The organism is Nocardia sp. JCM 38205 (assembly GCF_058222935.1).
In genome coordinates, this window is record NZ_JBYHFL010000001.1 from 1389031 (window position 1) to 1408234 (window position 19204).

Annotated in this window: 17 protein-coding genes; 4 read left to right on the forward strand and 13 right to left on the reverse strand. The window is 68.9% G+C overall.

The genetic code is table 11. From position 1 onward, the window contains the following. Nucleotide 1: 1 nt before the first annotated feature. The 5 genes from AC4HOU_RS06485 to AC4HOU_RS06505 all read right to left on the reverse strand — a co-directional run bounded on the left by AC4HOU_RS06485 (nt 2) and on the right by AC4HOU_RS06505 (nt 7001). On the reverse strand, nt 2–1237 hold the full coding sequence (locus tag AC4HOU_RS06485) for an MFS transporter (protein ID WP_490724225.1): 1236 nt from the start codon (nt 1235–1237) through the stop codon (nt 2–4). A 38-nt stretch (nt 1238–1275) separates the two neighbouring features. Then, nucleotides 1276–3387 carry an NAD-dependent DNA ligase LigA gene (ligA, locus tag AC4HOU_RS06490; protein ID WP_490724262.1) on the reverse strand — a complete coding sequence of 704 codons (2112 nt, stop codon included), beginning with the start codon at nt 3385–3387 and terminating at the stop codon, nt 1276–1278. Between the two features lie 173 nt (nt 3388–3560). Continuing rightward, on the reverse strand, nt 3561–4604 hold the full coding sequence (locus AC4HOU_RS06495; protein WP_490724226.1) for a methionine synthase: 1044 nt from the start codon (nt 4602–4604) through the stop codon (nt 3561–3563). A gap of 70 nt (nt 4605–4674) precedes the next feature. Then, on the reverse strand, nt 4675–5775 hold the full coding sequence (gene mnmA / locus AC4HOU_RS06500) for a tRNA 2-thiouridine(34) synthase MnmA (protein ID WP_163817193.1): 1101 nt from the start codon (nt 5773–5775) through the stop codon (nt 4675–4677). Further along, nucleotides 5775–7001 carry a cysteine desulfurase family protein gene (locus AC4HOU_RS06505; protein ID WP_195019772.1) on the reverse strand — a complete coding sequence of 409 codons (1227 nt, stop codon included), beginning with the start codon at nt 6999–7001 and terminating at the stop codon, nt 5775–5777. Before AC4HOU_RS06505 ends, mnmA begins: the two co-directional genes overlap by 1 nt. Before the next feature lie 229 nt (nt 7002–7230). Here AC4HOU_RS06505 and AC4HOU_RS06510 point away from each other — a divergent pair, with 229 nt between their 5' ends. The 3 genes from AC4HOU_RS06510 (at nt 7231) to AC4HOU_RS06520 (ending at nt 9440) form a co-directional block, all read left to right on the forward strand. Further along, nucleotides 7231–7590: a hypothetical protein gene (locus AC4HOU_RS06510; protein ID WP_195019773.1), complete on the forward strand. Its 360-nt coding sequence runs from the start codon at nt 7231–7233 to the stop codon at nt 7588–7590. Between the two features lie 87 nt (nt 7591–7677). Continuing rightward, a complete protein-coding gene (locus tag AC4HOU_RS06515; RefSeq protein WP_195019774.1) occupies nt 7678–8259 on the forward strand; it encodes a TetR/AcrR family transcriptional regulator in 582 nt (193 codons plus the stop codon). Beyond that, nucleotides 8259–9440 carry an NADH:flavin oxidoreductase gene (locus AC4HOU_RS06520; RefSeq protein WP_490724227.1) on the forward strand — a complete coding sequence of 394 codons (1182 nt, stop codon included), beginning with the start codon at nt 8259–8261 and terminating at the stop codon, nt 9438–9440. Before AC4HOU_RS06515 ends, AC4HOU_RS06520 begins: the two co-directional genes overlap by 1 nt. A 160-nt stretch (nt 9441–9600) precedes the next feature. On the opposite strand, the gene AC4HOU_RS06525 is transcribed toward AC4HOU_RS06520, so the two are convergent. The 3 genes from AC4HOU_RS06525 to AC4HOU_RS06535 all read right to left on the reverse strand — a co-directional run bounded on the left by AC4HOU_RS06525 (nt 9601) and on the right by AC4HOU_RS06535 (nt 12890). Continuing rightward, the gene (locus tag AC4HOU_RS06525; RefSeq protein WP_228815124.1) at nt 9601–10554 is read right to left on the reverse strand and encodes a lysophospholipid acyltransferase family protein; all 954 of its coding nucleotides are present in this window, start codon (nt 10552–10554) and stop codon (nt 9601–9603) included. A gap of 5 nt (nt 10555–10559) precedes the next feature. After that, on the reverse strand, nt 10560–11387 hold the full coding sequence (locus tag AC4HOU_RS06530) for a GNAT family N-acetyltransferase (RefSeq protein WP_194989300.1): 828 nt from the start codon (nt 11385–11387) through the stop codon (nt 10560–10562). Nucleotides 11388–11585: 198 nt separating this feature from the next. Continuing rightward, nucleotides 11586–12890 (reverse strand): NAD(P)/FAD-dependent oxidoreductase, encoded by a 1305-nt coding sequence (locus AC4HOU_RS06535; RefSeq protein WP_195019777.1) that lies wholly within the window; start codon nt 12888–12890, stop codon nt 11586–11588. A gap of 133 nt (nt 12891–13023) precedes the next feature. Here AC4HOU_RS06535 and AC4HOU_RS06540 point away from each other — a divergent pair, with 133 nt between their 5' ends. After that, nucleotides 13024–13881: a LysR family transcriptional regulator gene (locus AC4HOU_RS06540; protein ID WP_280211802.1), complete on the forward strand. Its 858-nt coding sequence runs from the start codon at nt 13024–13026 to the stop codon at nt 13879–13881. A gap of 12 nt (nt 13882–13893) precedes the next feature. Here the strand turns inward: AC4HOU_RS06540 and AC4HOU_RS06545 are convergent, their stop codons facing one another. The 5 genes from AC4HOU_RS06545 to AC4HOU_RS06565 form a co-directional block, all read right to left on the reverse strand. Continuing rightward, nucleotides 13894–14823, reverse strand: a complete 930-nt coding sequence (locus AC4HOU_RS06545; RefSeq protein WP_194989302.1) for an aminoglycoside phosphotransferase family protein — start codon at nt 14821–14823, stop codon at nt 13894–13896. Nucleotides 14824–14946: 123 nt separating this feature from the next. Beyond that, nucleotides 14947–16413, reverse strand: a complete 1467-nt coding sequence (locus tag AC4HOU_RS06550; protein WP_195019778.1) for a serine/threonine protein kinase — start codon at nt 16411–16413, stop codon at nt 14947–14949. Between the two features lie 77 nt (nt 16414–16490). Next, nucleotides 16491–17150 (reverse strand): Uma2 family endonuclease, encoded by a 660-nt coding sequence (locus AC4HOU_RS06555; RefSeq protein WP_228815125.1) that lies wholly within the window; start codon nt 17148–17150, stop codon nt 16491–16493. A 95-nt stretch (nt 17151–17245) separates the two neighbouring features. Then, nucleotides 17246–18202, reverse strand: coding sequence for an electron transfer flavoprotein subunit alpha/FixB family protein (locus AC4HOU_RS06560; RefSeq protein WP_163816161.1), 957 nt, complete (start codon nt 18200–18202; stop codon nt 17246–17248). A gap of 99 nt (nt 18203–18301) precedes the next feature. Further along, nucleotides 18302–19087 carry an electron transfer flavoprotein subunit beta/FixA family protein gene (locus AC4HOU_RS06565; RefSeq protein ID WP_163816163.1) on the reverse strand — a complete coding sequence of 262 codons (786 nt, stop codon included), beginning with the start codon at nt 19085–19087 and terminating at the stop codon, nt 18302–18304. Nucleotides 19088–19204: the final 117 nt, after the last annotated feature.

The window sequence follows — 19204 nt, forward strand, 5'->3', positions numbered from 1 at the left end:
GTCACTGCTGTGCCGGTGACATGTGGCGCCAGGGAAGCAGCACCGAACTCGCGATGACGACGATCGCGGCGACGGCGATGGCGAACCGCAGCCCGACCGTGGCCGCGAGCAAACCACCGGCGGCGATGAACAGCGGCTGCGCGCATTTGGAGCTGATCGACCACGCGGTGCCGACCCGAGCCATCTGCCCGTCGGCGGTGTTGTTCATCCGGAACGTGGTGAACACCGGGTTGAACACACCCGCGCAGAACAGCAGCAGCGTCTCGGTGGCGATAATGATGACCAGGCCGAGCGGGTTCGGGCCGGCGAGCAGCAGCGGCGCGAGCCAGCAGGTGCGCAGGGCGCCGAATCCGAGCAGCACGGTCCGTTCGCCGAAGGCGCGGACCAGTCCGGGTGCACAGATCGACCCGATCAACCCTCCCACGCATGGCAGGCCGAGCGAGAGCCCGTATTGCCAAGGCGCGAAACCCAGTTCACGCAGCATGAGCAGCGCCATCAGCGGTGTGGTCATCAGGATGGACCCGCCGAAGACCATCGCGTTCCAGAACAGCCGATGCAGCGCCGGATGGCCGAAGATAACGGCCCAGCCGGTGCGGAGCTCGGCGAGCCGATGACGGTGCGGGCGTCGGTCCGGCGGGTTCGGCTCGGGGGTGCGGATGCTGCGGATTCCGAGCGCCGCGAGCAGATAGCTGACGGCGTCGATGAGGACGGTGAGCGTGAGACCGAAGGTCGCGATGAGCGCGCCGCCGAACGGCGCGCCAAGGGTGGAGGCGGTCCAGAACGTCGTCTCCATCCGGCTGTTGGCGCCGATTCGCTGCTCCTGCGGCACAAGCGATTTCAGGTACGCGCTGTTGGCGGCGTTGAAGACGATCGCACACACCGTCTGCACCGTGACGACCACGCACAGCTGCGCGTAGGTGAGCACACCGAGCCATGCGGCCGCGGGCACACTGGCCAACGCCGCGAAGACGAGCAGGTCCGCCCACACCATGATCGGGCGTTTGCGGCGGAAATCGATGAACGAACCCATCGGCAGGGCGATGGCCGCGCTCGCCACGCCTGCCATGGCCGCCAGTAACGACACCTGCAGGTTCGAGGCGTCGAGCACGAGGATCGCCACCATCGGTAGCGCGCCGGCGCCGAGCGCGGTACCGATCTGGCTCACCGTGTAGGCGCCCCATAGCCGGTAGAAATCCGGGGCGAGCCGCTGGGCCGGTGCTAGGACAGCGCCGGTCACGCGGCCGCGCTCGTCGAGTCGTCCCCCCATCCCGCGCGCTACTCGGCGGGCGTCTCGATCTCACTCGACGCGGGCCGCACCGCGTCCGGGCCCGATTCCAGCAGGGTGCGGAAACCGTCTTCGTCAAGGATGGGGACGCCGAGTTCCTCGGCCTTGGCGGCCTTGGATCCGGGGGAATCGCCGACCACGACGAAGGCCGTCTTCTTCGATACCGAGCCGGCGGCCTTACCGCCGCGCACCATGATCGCTTCCTTGGCGCCGTCGCGGGAGAAGCCTTCCAGCGAACCGGTGACGACGATCGACAGGCCTTCGAGGTTGCGTTCGATGGACTCGTCGCGTTCGTCCTCCATCCGCACCCCGGCGGCCCGCCATTTGTCGACAATGGCGCGATGCCAGTCGACGGTGAACCATTGCGCGACCGCGACGGCGATGGTGGGGCCGACGCCGTCGGTGGCCGACAGCTCCTCGACCGAGGCCTCGCTGATGCGCTCCAGGCTGCCGAATTCGGCGGCGAGCGCGCGGGCGGCGGTGGGGCCGACGTGGCGGATGGACAGCCCTACCAGCACCCGCCACAGCGGGCGGTTCTTGGCCGCGGCGAGATTGTCGAGCAACCGGCGCCCGTTGGTGGAGAGTGTGCCGTTCTTGTTGACGAACAGCGAGGTGGTGAGCAGGCGCTCATCGGTGAGGTCGAACAGATCGCCCTCGTCGGTGATGGCCCCGGATTTGAGCAGGTCGACGGCTGCTTCATAGCCGAGCGCCTCGATGTCGAAGGCGCCGCGCCCGGCCATGTGGAAGACCCGTTCACGCAGCTGGGCGGGGCAGAACCGCTGGTTGGGGCAGCGGATATCGGCGTCGCCTTCCTTCTCCGGGGCGAGTTCGGTGCCACATTCGGGGCAGTGGGTCGGCATCACGAAGGCGCGTTCCTCGCCCGTGCGGGCGTCGACCACGGGCCCGAGCACCTCGGGGATCACGTCGCCGGCTTTACGGATGGTGACCGTGTCGCCGATGAGCACACCCTTGCGCTGCACCTCCGAGGCGTTGTGCAGGGTGGCCATCGCGACGGTGGACCCGGCGATGCTCACCGGCGCCATCACCGCGAACGGGGTGACCCGGCCGGTGCGGCCGACATTGACCTGGATATCGAGCAGCTTGGTGGTGGCTTCCTCGGGCGGATATTTGTACGCGATGGCCCAGCGCGGGGCCCGCGAGGTGGAGCCGAGTCGGCGCTGCAGCGCCATTTCGTCGACCTTGACGACCAGGCCGTCGATCTCGTGCTCGATATCGTGGCGATGCTCGCCCCAGTAGGCCACCCGTTCCAGCACCGCGTCGACGCCCTGCACCAGCTTGGTGTGCGTGGACACCGGGAGCCCCCACGCGGCCAGCGCGTTGTAGGCCTCGTGCTGCGAACTCGGCGTGTATCCCTCGATGCGGCCGAAGCCGTGGCAGATCATCCGCAACCGCCGCCGCGCGGTGACCGACGGGTCCTTCTGGCGTAGCGAACCCGCGGCGGTATTGCGCGGATTGGCGTAGGGCGGCTTGCCTTCGGCGACGATGGCGGCGTTCAGCGTCTCGAAGTCCTCGAGCCGGAAGTACACCTCGCCGCGGACTTCCAGCAGATCCGGAATCGGGTGATCGGGGTGGGCGGTGAGCTCGCCGGGAATGTCGTCGATGGTGCGGGCATTGAGGGTGACGTCCTCACCGGTGCGTCCGTCGCCGCGGGTGGCGCCGCGCACCAGCTTGCCCTTCTCGTACACCAGATTCAGCGCGACACCGTCGATCTTCACCTCGCACAGATAGTGCAGGCCCGGCCCGGTTTCGGCCTCCACGCGCGCGGCCCAGGAGCGCAGCTCGTCGAAATCGAAGGCGTTGTCGAGCGACAGCATGCGTTCGAGATGGTCGACGGCGGTGAAATCGGTGGCGAAACCGCCGCCGACCAGCTGGGTCGGCGAATCGGGCGTGCGCAGATCCGGATGCGCCTCCTCCATGGCCAGCAGCCGCTGGAACAGCGCGTCGAACTCGCCGTCGGAGATGATCGGAGCGTCACGCACGTAGTAGCGGAACTGATGCTCGCGCACCTCGTCGGCCAGTTGCTGCCATTGCTGACGCTGCTGCGAGCTCGCGGACTCGGCAGCCGGCGCGGCGGCATCCATGGCAGGCACGGTCTCCTCGGGCGCTGAGGTGGCGGGGCTTCCGGTGTCACTCACGAGTCGAACATTAGCCGAGCCCACCGACAATTCCCGCCACGTTCACGCACGTCCACGCGCTGCCGCAACCGCGTATCGGGCTGATACGCCGGCGCGAGGCCCTTCGGCGCGCCGCCGGTCTAACCGTCGAACGACAGCGACTCCGGTTCATCGGAGTATGCGGTCGCGACGTCCCTGGCGAGGGCAAGCGCACGCCGAGCCCAGTCGAGCGGCGCCGTCGCCAGACCACAGGCCGGCGACACCAGGATCTGGTCGGCGAGGGTGCGGCGGGGGAAGCCGAGCCGGTCGATCAAACGCACTCCGGGCTCGGCGATCTCGCGCCAGCCGAGCGGCGTGGCCGGTGCGGTGGTCGGCACCAGGCCGAGGACCAGCTGTGTGCCGCCATCGAGGAGCTCGCCGATGGCGTCGAGTTCGGCGGTGCCGATGGTGGCCAGATCGAAGCCGACGGCCGTCGCGGCGCAACGCCGCAGCAATGGCAGGGCGGGCGGGGCGGCGCAGGTGTGGACAAGGACGGGAACGTTCTGTGCGGCGATGACGGCATCAAGCAACGCGAGCGCCTCGGGTTCCGGCAGTGCGCGCACGGTGTTGAGCACGCTGGCGCCGCGCAGCGATCCATTGAGTACAGCGGTCAGGCCGGGTTCGTCCAATTGCAGCACGACCTCGGCGTCGAGGCGTTTGCCCACGTCGGCCACGTGCTGGGCCAGGCCCTCGGCCAGTGATGCGGACAGATCGCGCAGCGCGCCCGGATCGGTGAGCGCCCGGTGCCCGGAGCGCAATTCGACCTCGGCGGCCAGCGTCAGCGGGCCGACGGCCTGCACTTTGACCGTTCGGCCGGAGCCGCGAAGGCCCGCCGTCTCCCACGCCTCGTCCAGCGCGTCGAGATCGGTGCGCAGCAGATCCGACGCGCGGCGCGAGGTCGCGCCCGGGCGGTCCGCGAGCCGGTAGCCGCGCGGTGTGGTGTCGAACCGCAGGTCGACCAGCAGCGCCGAGGCCCGGCCGATCATGTCGGCGCCGACCCCACGGTCGGGCAGCTCGACCAGATGCGGCAGACCCGGCAGTTCACCCACCGAGATGGCGGCCGCCTCGCGCGGATCGGTGCCGGGCCATGAGCCGATGGCGGTCGCGACGCCTGCGGGCAGGCCCGCTCGTGTTTCCGTGCTCACAGTTCACCTTCGCCCGCGATGTCGCAGCTCGCACCAGGCAGGCCCGGCCACCGGGCGACGACGGTGTCGGTCACCGATGCGCGCCGGACGCGGCCGTGCGCGCGGTCGCCGCGATGGTGCCGCTGCCGATCACCCGATCGCCGTCGGCGTCGGGCTGGTACAGCACCACGGCCTGGCCGCGGGCGACACCGGTGAGCGGCTCACGCAGCTGCACCGTCAAGCCGGAACCGGTGGCCTCGGCGACCGCCGGGGCGGTGCCGCCGTGCGCGCGCACCTGCACCACGCATTCGATCGGACCATCCGGCGCCGAACCCGAAGTCCAGATCGCACGATCGGCCTCGATCGTCCACACCTGCAGCTCCTCGGCCGAACCGACCTTCACGGTGCCCGAGTCGGGGTCGATCTCGGTGACGTAGCGCGGCTTGCCGTCGGCGGCCGGGCCCGGCAGACCGAGGCCCTTGCGCTGGCCGATGGTGAAGCCGTGCACGCCGTCGTGGGTGGCCAGTTCGGTGCCGTCGGAATCGACGACGGCACCGGGCCGGATGCCGATCTTGGCGCCGAGGAACGCGCGGGTATCACCGGAGGGGATGAAGCAGATGTCGTGGCTGTCCGGCTTGTTCGCGACCGCGAGTCCGCGCTCGGCGGCCTCCGCGCGGATCTGCGGCTTCGGGGTGTCGCCGACCGGGAACATGGCCCGCGAGAGCTGCTCGGCGGTCAGCACGGCCAGCACATAGGACTGGTCCTTGTCGGCGTCCACCGCGCGGCGCAGCACGCCATCGGACAGGCGGGCGTAGTGGCCGGTGACGACGGCGTCGAAACCGAGGGCGATCGCGCGATCGGCCAAGGCGGAGAACTTGATCTTCTCGTTGCAGCGCAGGCACGGGTTCGGGGTCTCCCCCGCCGCGTAGGCCGCCACGAAATCGTCGATCACGTCTTCCTTGAAGCGGTCGGCGAAATCCCAGACATAGAACGGGATCCCGAGCACATCGGCCGCCCTGCGGGCGTCACCGGCATCTTCCTTGGAGCAGCAGCCCCTGGAACCGGTGCGCAACGTGCCCGGTGTGGCCGACAGCGCCAGATGGACGCCGACCACCTCGTGGCCCGCGTCGACGGCGCGCGCGGCGGCCACCGCCGAATCCACACCACCGCTCATCGCGGCGAGTACTCGCATCAGAGGCCTCCCTTCGCACCGGCCAGGCCCGCGGCCCTGGCTCGTTCGACGACTTGCGGCAGCACCTCAAGCAGCGCCTGCACATCCGCGCCGGTACTGGTGTGCCCCAGCGAAAAACGCAATGATCCGCGCGCCTGCCACGGCTCGACGCCCATCGCGATCAATACATGGCTGGGCGAGGCGACCCCGGCATTGCAGGCCGAGCCGGTGGAGCATTCGATACCGGCGGCATCGAGCAGCATCAGCAGCGAATCGCCCTCGCAGCCTGCGAAGGTGAAGTGCGCGTTGCCTGCGAGCCTGCGCTCGTCGTGCGGGCCGTTGAGCACGGCGTCGGGGATCAGCTCCCGCACGCCGGCGATCAGTTCGTCGCGCAGCCGCGTCAATTCGACGGTGCGTGCGGGCAATTCGCTCACCGCCTCGTGCAGGGCGGCCGCGAGACCGACCGCAGCGGCCACATCGACCGTGCCCGACCGCAGATCGCGCTCGTGCCCGCCACCGTGCAGCAGCGGCACGCACGGCACCTGCCTGCCGAGCAACAGCACGCCGATCCCGTGCGGACCGCCGACCTTGTGCCCGGCGAAACTCGCCGCCGACAGTCCGCTGGCGCCGAAGTCGATCGGCACCTGCCCCGCCGCCTGCACCGCGTCGCTGTGCATGGGCACGCCGAATTCGGCTGCCACCGCGGCGAGTTCGGCGATCGGCTGGATGGTGCCGATCTCGTTGTTCGCCCACATGACGCTCACCAGCGCGACCTCATCGGCGTGCGCCATCAGCTCCGCGCGCAGGGCGGTCACCGACACCACACCGTCGGCGTCGACGGGCAACCACGTCACGCTGGCACCCTCGTGCTGTTCCAGCCATTCGACCGTATCGACCACGGCATGATGCTCGATCGCGCTGGCGATGATGCGGGTGTGGCGCGGATCGTCATCGCGGCGGGCCCAGTAGATGCCCTTGACCGCGAGATTGTCGCTTTCGGTGCCGCCCGCGGTGAAGATGACCTCCGACGGCCGCGCGCCCAGATCGGCGGCGATGGATTCGCGCGCCTCTTCCACCCGCCGCCGCGCCGCCCGTCCCGATCCGTGCAGCGACGAGGCGTTCCCGACCAGTCCCAGCGCAGCCGTCATCGCCTCGATGGCGGCGGGCACCATGGGTGTGGTCGCCGCATGATCGAGGTAGACCGTCTTGGGCGCAGCGTTGACCGGACCCGGGAAACCCGACTTCATGACCAGTAAAGGATAGCCGTCACCGGCATCCGGTTATTCCCGGCCGGTCGCCCCTCGTCAACGGTGAGCCGGGCCACCGGCCAACATCCGGATCATATACCTATTGATCGTGCCGTTATTCAGCGGTACATTACTCGTCGATAGATGGTTGCGGCTCGGCCGAACGGGCCCGCGATCACCACGGCCGGGCCGTTCCGGCTCGGCGACCGTATCGAACGAGGTAATTCCGATGAGCCGAAACAATCACCCGCACAACCGCACCCGGCGCACTCTGGCCAGGATCGCGGTGGCCTCCACACTCGCTCTCGCACCGATCACCGCACTCGCGGTCCCCGCCTTCGCGGCGCCCGTCGCGCTGGAACCTGCGGACGGTCTCGACGCCGCCGAACGGCCCGGTCACGGGCGTCATGGCCACGGGCATGGTCGCGGCCACGGCCACGGCCACGGCCACGGCGGGCACGGCAGCTGGAATCGCGGCCACGACCACGATCACGACTGGAACCGGGGCCGCCACGGTCGCCACGACTGGGATCGAGGCCACCACGGCCGTGGGCATTTCCCGCTGCCATCCACCGGTAGCGCTTTCTGACCTGGCGCAACGCCGAACACGGCGGGCGCAGGACCGCCTTCCGATCACTGCTTGAATCACTGATTGAAACGTGTTCTACTCGGTGTCATGAGTCGAGTCGACACCGATACCCGGGAGCGGCTGCTGGCGGCCGCCGAGCGCCTACTGCTCGAATCGGGCTATGAGCGGGTATCCATTCGCGCGGTGTGCGCCGCGGCCGAGGTCAACCCGGCCGCGGTGCACTACCACTTCGGGTCCAAGCAGGCGCTGGTCGCCGCGTTGTTGCAGAGCAGGCTCGGACCGCTGTGGGAGGCGTCGCTGGACGATCTCGCCGAGCGGGCGGCCACGGTGGCCGAATGCGTGGACGCGGTGCTCGACCCGCTGGCCCGGCTGGCCGACGATCCGATCGGCCGGTTGCATATCCGGCTGCTCGCGCGGCTGGTGCTCGGTCGTCAGGACATCGGCTGGACCGCGCGCTGGTTCACCCTCGACCCGTTCGCCGACTTGCTGCGGCAGCAGTATCCGGCGCTGTCCGCGCATGAGGCGCGGTCGCGCTGGATGCTCGCCTTCGATCTCATTCTGGGCCAGTTCGGTTCGCCGCTGGCCGAGGATCGTGATCTGTCGCCGAAGGCGGTCGCGACGCTGCGCGCGTTCGTGACCGCGGGCCTGTGCGCACCGGTGGAGGCATGATGAGCACGGTCTTCGCCCCTGCCCCGCTCGGTCCGATCACCTTGCGTAATCGGGTGATCAAGGCGGCGACCTTCGAGGGCCGCACACCCGACGCGCTCGTCACCGACGATCTGATCGAGTACCACCGCGCGCCCGCGGCCGGCGGAGTCGCGATGTCGACGGTCGCCTACTGCGCCGTCTCCCCCGAGGGCCGCACCGACCGGCATCAGATCTGGATGCGCCCGGAGGCGGTGCCCGGCCTGCGCAGGCTCACCGACGCCATCCATGCCGAAGGCGCGGCCGCCAGCGCACAGATCGGGCACGCCGGGCCGGTCGCCAATGCCGCGTCCAACCGTGTGCCCGCGCTCGCACCGGGCCGGATGTTCAGTCCGCTGAGCATGGCTCGGACCGTGCGCCCCGACGCGGCCGAATTGCGGCGCGTGGTGCGCGCCTTCGCCGACGCCGCCCGCACCGCCGAGGAATCCGGGTTCGACGCTGTCGAACTGCATTTCGGGCACAACTACCTGATCAGCTCGTTCTTCAGCCCGCTGCTCAACCACCGGCGCGATGCCTACGGCGGCAGCCTCGTCAACCGCGCACGGCTGGCGCGTGAGGTCGCCGAGGCGGTGCGCGAGGCGGTCGGTGGACGCCTCGCGGTGCTGGCGAAACTGAACATGGACGACGGTGTGGTCGGCGGGCTGCGGCTGGAGGAGAGCTTGCAGATCGGGCGCTGGCTCGAAGCCGACGGCACCCTCGATGCCCTGGAGCTGACCATCGGAAGTTCGCTGCTCAACCCGATGTACCTGTTCCACGGCGATGCCCCGCGCAAGGAATTCGCCAAGGCCTTCCCCGGGGCGATGGGCTGGGGCATGCGGCTGGGCGGACGGTTCTTCCTGCGCGAATACCCGTACCGCGAGGCCTACATGCTCGACCTGGCCCGCCAGTTCCGCTACGAGCTGAAGATGCCGCTGGTCCTGCTCGGCGGCATCACCACCGCCGAGACCATGCAGCGGGCGATGGACGAGGGATTCGAGTTCGTGGCGATGGCGCGGGCACTGCTGCGGCAACCGGATCTGCTGCTGCGGATCCAGCAGAACGCGAACACGCCATCACTGTGCACGCACTGCAACAAGTGCATGCCGTCGATCTTCAGCCGCACCACCTGCGTGCTCGCAGGCCCGGACCAGCCGGTGCCGCGGTGAATCCGCCGTCGTCGGTGGACAACTGCTGACCACACACTCGGCTGCCCTGCGCTGGGCGGCACTCGACTCGGCGATTCCGCCGACAGCGTGGGCCTGCCGCGCGGGTGGCCGCTGGGCGGCGACGACGGACGCCTACCTCCCTTTCGCGAACGTGCGCCCGCTAGACCCCTGCGACAGTGTGCGCCCGCTCCGTCCGCGCGACCGCATCTGCCAGGTGGGAGTTCGCCGCCGCGAGGGCCGAACGCGCGCCATCGGAGAGCTGCGGTGTGCGCATCAGTTCCTCACACCGCCGAGCCAGCTCACGCCGGTCGGAGCCGGGCTGCTGGATCGGCTCCAGCACGATCTCGGCGACGATGCCGCGCGAGCGCAGAATGCGCCGGGCCGAGGTGGCGAAGGTGTCGTCACCCACGAAACCCGGTGCGGTGCAGGGCTCTCCGTGCGCGTCCAGGTAGCGCAACCGGATCGGCTGGACCGGCGTGCCGGTGTCGATCGCGGCCTGGAACAGCGCGGGCCGCAGCTTGCCGAAGGCCCGCCCACACCAGGTGGTGCCCTCCGGGAACGCCGCCACCCGCTCCCCGGCGCTCAGGCGTTCGGCGATCTGCGCGACCACCCCGGGCAGCGTCCGCAACCGCTCGCGCTCGATGGGAATGATCCGCATCAGCTTGGCCAGCCCGCCGAGCATCGGCCAGTCGATCAGATCGGCGCGCGCGACAAAGCTCAGCGGCTGCACCGCGGCCAGCACGACCACATCCGACCAGCTGATATGTCCGGCGACCACCAGTACACCGGTGCCGGGCGAGGCATACTGCGCCCTCGGGCCCTGCGCATCCCCGCCGAGCCCACCGCCCGATCCGCGATTGTCGATCACGCGCAGCGTGATACCGCAGCTGCGCAGCACCGCGCGGGCGTACTCGCGTTGCAGCTGTTCGCGCCGGCGCGCGGGAGTGAGGATATGGGCCGCCGGGTAGCTGGCCAGCAGTCCGGCCAGGCGGACCGCACGGCCGGCCACCCGAGCCGAACCCGCGGCATCGGTGGCCTGAACGCAGCCGGGCCCGCAGGGACTGACCGGCATCCACGAATGCACCGCGGTCGCGGGCGGGGCGTCGAACACCATGACGCTCACCGCCCGCTGTCGAATCCGGCGGCGGCGCCCTGCAACCGCTCCAGGTACCGGGTGTTGATGGTGTCGAGGCCGAGCAGGGCGACGAAGTCGGCGACCGCGAAGTCGGGGTCGTGAGCCGGTTCACCGCAGATCTCCGCACCGAGGCGCAGGTAGCCGCGCAGCAGCGGCGGCAGCTTGGGGCGTGCGGGCGGGGTGAGCTCGTCGAGCGTTTTGCCGTCCACCACGACCGGGCGATACGGGTCAACCCGGCGTTCGGGGTCGCAGGCGTGGCGGCCGAGCAGCAGGTCGCGTACGCCGCGCACGTTGACGCCGGCCGGATCCTCCGGAGTGTCGCGCATCGGCACCGACACGCATCCCATCACCCACTCGTATCCGGTGAGCTGGATGTAGTGCAGGATGCCCGCCCACATGAGGGTCAGCACCGAACCGTTGCGGTGATCGGGCACCACACAGGCGCGGCCCATCTCGACGATGCGGTGGCCGGTGGGATCGAGGCGGGTGAGGTCGAATTCGGTGGCGGTGTAATAGCCGCCCGCGGCGGCGACCTTGTCCGGCGGCAGCATCCGGTAGCAGCCGACGAACTGCTCGGTCAGCTCGTCGCGAACCAGCAGGTGATCGCAGTGCTCATCGAAGCGGTCGGCGTCGAGGCCGGTGCCGTCATCGGGGATTTCGAAGCCGGGTTCGGCGGCGAAGACGTCGTAGCGCAGGCGCTGTGCTGCCGTGCGGTGCTCGGTATCGGAGGAGACGACCAGTGAATACCGAGACCGTTCCACCCCGGTGTCCGTCGGTCGAGCCGGGGCTGTCAACACGGACGTAATAGTCATATCCGTTATGAGGCCAGCCGCAGACTGCGCCGGAGCGTCCGCCGAGTGTCGCGTGTATGCCCGTTCGGTGAACGAGACGGCCGTCACACCCGGTGTTCACCGCGACGTCGACGCGCGTTCCCTGCGGCGTCGGCCACGCACAACCGATCGCGCCGTCCCGGTGCGGGACAACGCGATCGCGGCAGGTATCGAGCCTGGTCAGGCAGCTATAGGTGGTTGTTGCTCGACGGCGGGGCGGTCCTTGTCGATCTCGGCGAAACCGGGGCGGCCGTTGCCGGTGAAGGCGACCAGCCAGCCCATCACCGCCATGAACCGGTTACGGAAGCCGACCAGATAGAACAGGTGCACCGCCAGCCACATGTACCAGGCGATCAGGCCCTTGAACTTGATCTTGTCGCTCACCTTGGCGATGGCGCTGCGCCGGCGGATCACCGCCATGCTGCCCTTGTCCCAGTACTCGAACTCGGTGCCGGGCAGCTTCTTGCGCCGGATGATGTCGGCGGCGTGCCTGCCTTCCTGCATCGCGACCGGCGACTGGCCCGGGTAGCCCTTCAGCGAGGTCATATCGCCGATGGCGTACATGTCGGCGTAGCCACCGACGGTCAGGTCCGGGTTGATCAGCAGCCGCCCGGCGCGGTCGGTCTCGGCGCCGGTGGCTTCGGCCAGGATCTCGGTGAAGCCGCTGGCCTGCACACCCGCCGACCAGACGACGGTCTCCGCGGCGATCCGGTGCTCGACGCCCTGCTTGTCCTTGACGGTCACCTTGCCGGGTTCGATATCGGTGACGAAGGTGCCGAGCAGCACCTCGACCCCGCCCTTGGTGAGCGATTGCTTCGCGTACTCCGACAGTCCGCCACCGAACGGCGGCAGCACCTCACCGGCGCCCTCGACCAGGGTGACCGACACGTCCTGGTGGTAGTAGCGCTTGGCGAGTTCGGCCAGCTGGCCTGCCACCTCGACACCCGTGGCACCGGCTCCGACGACGACGAAGCTGAGCAGCCGCTCGCGGGTCTCCTTGTCGGCGCGCTTCGCCTCGGTGAAGACGTGGTCGATCTGGGCGCGCAGCCGCTTGGCGTCGTCGATGGTCTTGAGCGAGAAGGTCTTCTCGGCGAAATCGTCGCGGCCGAAATACGACTGGTTGGCGCCGGTGGCGGCGATCAGCGAGCCGTAGCGGATACGGCGCGGCCCATCGGCGGTCTCGTAGACGAGTTCGGCGGCATCGGGATCGATCGCGGTGACCTTGCCCAGCCGGACATCGGCCTTCTCGTGCCTGCGCAGGATCGAGGCGATGGGCGGTGCGATCTCGTCGGCGGCCAGCACGCCGGTGGCGACCTGGTACAGCAGCGGCTGGAACAAATGTTCCGGCGTGCTCGAGATCAGCACGTAGGGCACATCCGATTTGGCCAACTGCTTGGCCGCGGCGAGGCCGCCGAAGCCCGATCCGACGATGACGACTTCGACGAACTCCGTTTCCGCAGCCCGTACGGCTTCCGTATTACGCATCCTCACAACACCCCTGTTGATCATGACAGCCTGTTCATCATGAAGAACCGTTATCAGGAGTCGAGATATTTCACCCGTCAGGGCGCATAATTCAGATGACTCTTATCTGAATCACTAATTAATGGAGGTAACGGTGGAGCTGCGCCAGCTCACCTACTTCGTCGCGGTGTGCGAGGAGCTCAGCTTCAGCAGGGCCGCGACCCGCTGCTTCATCTCGCAGTCGGCGATCAGTCATCAGATCGCCCGGCTCGAACACGACCTCGGCGTCCAGCTCTTCGAGCGATCCACCCGATCGGTCGTTCCCACCGACGCGAGTACCAGGCTCCTTCCGCTGGCCAAGCAGATGCTCAGCCTGGAGTCTGCCATCCGGGCCGCGGTGCGCACCTCGCGCCCGCGCATCCGGCTGGCGGCGAACATGTCGTTCGCGACGCGCTCGCTCTCGGCGATCGCGGGCGCCCGTGATGCCCACCCCGGCGCCGAGATCGAGTTCGTCATCAAGCCCTTCCGCCAGCGTATCGCCGCCGTCGCGGACGGCGACTGTGACCTCGCGCTGATCCGCGGCAGCGTGGACCAGCCGGGGCTGACGGTGGAGCAGCTGTGGGTGGAGGACCTGATGATCGCCACCGCGCCCGCGCATCCGCTGGCCGGACGCACCGACGTGACGCTGACCGAACTCAGCGCCTATCCCCTGCTGCTACCGCCGGAATCCGAGCAGGTGCTGCTGCACAATGTGGTGCGCGCGGCCTTCGCCGACCAGCCCTCCGGCCCCACCTTCGGTCCACCCATCCCGCCGGATCACACGGCGACCATGGAGCTGATCAACCACCCGGACGCGTGGACGATCCTGTACGCCAACAGCCCCACCGAAGGCATCGCGACGCTGGAGTTGGCCGGTCACCCGTTGCGCGTGCCGGTCTCGGCGGTCCTGCGCACGGGTGCGCGCCGATCGCCCATTCTGACGACGTTGCTGGCGGCGTTGCACTGCGCATGAGCGGTGGTCGGATCAGGCCAGGGCCCACGCCACCGCGAGATCCCGCTCCAGTTGCGAGCCCTCGTCCTCGATCGACCAGACGACCTGCTCCACCGCACGCATGAACGCCCAGCCGCGGGCACGTTCCCGATCTACTCCGAGCGCGTCGGCGGTCACGGCAACCATCCGGGGCGCGTCGGCCGGGTTCGGCTCGCTCTGCACCTGTTTGAGAATCAGGAACCCGGCGTCGTAGGCCGCCTCACCCAGGTACGGCTTCGGGTCGATCAACAACCACGGCTCGCGTTCGGCGGCAACGATATTGCCCAGGTGGGTGTCACGGTTGACGATCAGCAGCGGGCCGTCGGGTTCGGCGAGCTCGGCGCACCAGCGGCGAGCCCGATCGAGCAGCAGCGCGGGGAGCGCCGCGACGATCTCCGGATCGTCGGACCACTGCGCCCATTCGGCCACTGCTTCCACGGCCGACGGCGGTGCCGGATATCCGGGAGGTAGCTCGCCGGGTTCGCGCCGCAGGCGCCGGTACAACTCGGCCGCGATCAGCACTTTGCCTGCGTTTTCGGGCGCACCCTCCAGCGGCGGCGTCGGCTGTCCCAGCAAGGGAACACCCGGTCGCGCCCATTCCAGCAGCATCGCACCGCTACCGGGATCGAAGTCGAACAGCCGCACGGCGCCGTCACCGGCGTAGCAGTGCAACCCGGTGGGCTCCCCGACGTTCTCCTCGTCGACGAAGGGAACCTTCAGCACCGCGACCGAACCGTCGCCGCACCGCACAGGCGCCACGAACGAATGGGTGCCGCCACGGAATGGTTCGCCGATCAGTTCGAGCCCCCAGTCGCGGCACCGGGCTGCCACGAGTTCCGGTAGAGCCGCCACCCAGTGCTCGCCCTCGTCGCCGAAGAAATCGCGGATCGATGCGGCCACGTCCGGCGGCAGTGCGATGGTCACCCGGTCAGCCTGCGGCTCGGGGCCGGCCACGGGCAAGCGAATTCTTGCTGCGTGTCCGGCGGGTCTGCGTTTCCGGCGGGTGCCCGGTCCGGTGGCGCTCCTGTGATGCCGACGATGTGCCGCTCAGCCCCAACGATGCGCACCGCGCAGCGCCACCCGGTAGGCGATCCATCGTTTGGTGGACGGGGAGGTGGCGCAGACCAGCGCGGTGCCCACGATGACCAGGAGCGGGACATAGGCGATCAGCGCGAGCCATTCGCCGGTGACGCCGATCGCGACGCACGCGATGAGACACAGCAGAGTGGCCAGTACCGAGCAGATGATCGTCAGTATCCGTCCGGAAGGTCTGCCGGTCAGCAGTAGAAGGCCTGCGGAATTCCACAGCAGCGCGACCGCCGCTACCACCCCGAGTAGCGGAATGTTCTGCTGCACCAGCTTGTCGTTTCCTTCGCCGATCGCCTTGACGGTATCGGTCACGCCGAGGATGAAGATGCCGGCGAAGAGCAATCCGAACAGCTGCGTGATGATTCCGGCGGTCAGCACGGTCTTCATCGAGGGTTTCGGGCCGTACGCCGGATTCGATGGCGCCGGGCCGTAGCCGGGCACGGCGAACCGTGCCCCGGAACCGGGCATCGGGACGCCACCGTGCGGCGCCCACGCGGCGGGCGGCGCGGAGACACTCGCGCCACCGGCCGGACCGATCGGCCCCGCCTGCCGGATGGTCGGCGACGACGGATGCACCGGCACAGCCACATGCCTGCCCTCCAGCGCATCACGCATCGCGGTGGCGAATTCGGTGCAACTGCCGAACCGCTCATCGCGCCGTTTGGCCATGGCGCGGCCGAGCACCGCGTCGACGCTCGGGGGCAGATCCTTGCGGATATCGGTGAGCCGGGGCACCGGCTGGGAGATGTGCCCCATCACTACCTGGCCCGGATTGGTCGAGGCGTACGGCGAGCGACCAGCGAGGATCGCGAACAGCGTGCAGGCCAGCGAATACTGATCGCTGCGCGCGTCGACGACCTCACCGGAGAGCTGTTCCGGTGAGCCGAAAGCGATGGTGGCGGTGAAGGTTCCGGTGGCGGTGAGTGTGGTGTTGGCCTCGGTGAGCCTGGCGATACCGAAATCGGTGAGCACCGCGTGTGATTCGCGGCCCGCGTCGGCATCGGCGATGAGGATGTTGGCGGGCTTCACGTCGCGGTGCAGTACGCCCTGGCCGTGCGCGTAATCGAGCGCGCCGGCGGTGTCACCGATCAGCCGCGCCGCCGTCGACGCCGGGTGCGTGCCTGCATTCCAGGAACCGGCATCCGTGCCGCGCACATATTGCATCGCGATCCACAGATGACCCTCGTCGGCTCCGCGATCGAACACCCCAACGATCCCCGGATGATCCAGTCGCGCAACCACATCGGCCTCCAGCTCGAACCGCCGCGTGAGCTCGGGATCATCGGACACCGCTTTGTTCAACAGCTTCAACGCCACACTGCGCGGCAGCCGCGGATGCTTGGCCAGATACACCGTCCCCATCCCGCCCTGCCCCAGCACACCCTCGAGCTGATACCCGGCGAAGGTCGTACCCACCCCCAGCACGCCTGCTCCTTCCGATCGCGGTCGAACACCGCGACGCTACCGCATCGGGGTGCCGGGAAACGGCCGTGGTGTGCGGATCAGAAAGCCAGCGCGGACCAGGAAATCTCGATCGGGAAGGGGTACGGGAACGACACCCCGTCCGCCGAATCTGGTGTCCATTCACCGGCCAGCAGGTAGTTCGACGAGCGGAGCGGGCGTACGCCGGAAGGCAGTTCGGCATGGCCGATCTCGAGGATGTAGACGCGGATCGCTCCGATACCGGTGAGGTCGGGTTTCAGGTCGACTTCCCAGTACGACGGGATGCCGGCGCCGGCGTACCGGGCCTTCTTCGCCTCGACATCGCCTGGTGTATTCGATGGTGACAACACCTCACCGACCAATACCGTGTCGGTGGCGCGGACATCGGCGCCCGGCGGGAGGCAACGGTGGACGAGGAAATCGGGCGTGACGAAGTCGGATTTACCGGTCGTTCCAAAGAACACATTGGTTTCGAGATTCCCGCGCCAGCACCGCTCAGGATGAGAGGCCCTGTCGTCGCCGGCGCAACTCCTGATCTCCTGCGCCAGCAACAATGTGGCCAACTGATGTTCCCCCGGCCCACGCCGTAGCCACACCACGCGCCGATCCCACAGCTCGATCTGATCGGCGATCTCCTCGGGCAGCTTCTCCAGCTCTTCCCAGGTCATGTACTCGGGAAGATCGGGACGGTCGGTGCGCGAGGCACTCGGCACGGTCATGCGCTCATGGTACCCACCAGCACCGATACAGCCGTCCAACGCATGTGGCCCCGGCCGGAAATTCCGGCCGGGGCCACACGTCGCTGCGCGGCGGACTAGCCCTTGTGCGACTTGACCGCTTCGGTCAGCTGCGGCGCGACGTTGAACAGGTCGCCGACGATGCCGTAGTCCGCGATCTCGAAGATCGGGGCCTCTTCGTCCTTGTTGACCGCGACGATGGTCTTCGAGGTCTGCATACCGGCGCGGTGCTGGATGGCGCCGGAGATGCCGAGGGCGATGTAGAGCTGCGGGGAGACCGTCTTACCGGTCTGGCCGACCTGGAACTGGCCCGGGTAGTAGCCGGAGTCGACGGCGGCACGCGAGGCACCGACGGCGGCACCCAGCGAGTCGGCCAGCGCCTCGACGACCGAGAAGTTGTCGGCCGAGCCGACACCACGGCCACCGGAGACGACGATGCCAGCCTCGGTGAGCTCCGGACGGTCACCGGCGACGACGGGCTCGCGCGAGGTCACCTTGACCACGCCCTCTTCCTGCGCCGGAACCTCGACGGTCACCTTCTCGCCGGCACCGGCCTGCGGGGCGGCCTCGATGGCACCCGGGCGCACCGAGATCACCGGCACGTCGCCGGTGGCCTTGGCGTCGACGGTGAAGGCGCCACCGAAGATGGAGTGCACGGCCGAGCCGTCGGCGTTGACGCCGATGACGTCGACGAGCAGGCCGGAGCCGATGCGCGCGGCGAGGCGGCCCGACACCTCCTTGCCCTCGGCGGAGGCGGCGACGATGACGGCGGCGGGCGAGGCGGCCTCGACCAGACCGGCCAGCACGTCGACCTTCGGGGTCACCAGGTAGTTGTCCACATCGTCGGACTCGGCGATGTAGATCTTCTCGGCGCCGGCCGCGGCGAGCGCGTCGGCCAGCTTCTCACCGGTGCCCGCGGCGCCGAGCACCACGGCGGACGGCGAGCCGAGGGTACGGGCGGCGGTGATCAGTTCGGTGCTGACCTTCTTGACCGCACCGTCGGCGTGCTCGACGAGCACAAGTACTTCTGCCATTTGTGTTCTCCTGTGTCTGATTGCGGTGTTCGCGATGCCCTGCGCGGTACCGGGGCGGGCATCGGATTCACATCGCGAAGCAGTCTGGTACGGGCGGGATCAGATGATCTTCTGACCGATGAGGTACTGGGCGATCTTGGTGCCGCCGTCGCCCTCGTCGGCGATCTTCTCGCCTGCGGTACGCGGGGGCTTCGGGGTCGACGCGGTGACCGCGGTGCCGGCGTTGGCCACGCCCACGGTGGAGGGGTCGATACCGAGGTCGGCCAGGGTGAAGGTCTGCACTTCCTTCTTCTTGGCGGCCATGATGCCCTTGAAGGAGGGGAAGCGCGGCTCGTTGATCTTCTCGGTGACCGAGACGATGGCCGGGAGGTTGGCCTCGAGCTTGAACACGCCCTCGTCGGTCTCGCGCTCGCCGGTGATCTTGTCGCCGTCGACGGTCAGCTTGCGCAGGTGGGTGAGCTGCGGGATGCCGAGGTATTCGGCGATGATCGCGGGCACGGCGCCGGCGCGGCCGTCGGTGGCCTCGTTACCGGCGATGACCAGTTCCACGCCTTCCACCTGGCCGAGCGCGCCGGCCAGCACCCACGCGGTCTGCACGGCGTCGGAGCCGTGGATCGCCGGGTCGTTGATGTGGATGGCCTTGTCGGCGCCCATGGACAGCGCCTTGCGGATGGCCTCGGTGGCGCGGTCGGGTCCGGCCGACAGCACGGTGACCTCGCCGCCCTGCGCCTCCTTGATCAGCAGCGCTTCCTCGACGGCGCGCTCGTTGATCTCGTCGAGCACCGCGTCGGCGGCCTCGCGGTCGAGGGTGAAATCACCATCGGAGAGCTTGCGCTCGGACCAGGTGTCGGGAACCTGCTTGATGAGTACGACGATGTTCGGCATCGGTCTTCGTCGACCTCCTGTTCTGGGTACACGGGGTATGGGCGGTCGGTCGCACGATCCGGCGGGCCGTACGTCCATGTGAGTCGCTCAGGGCGTGACACTACCCTACGTTAAGTT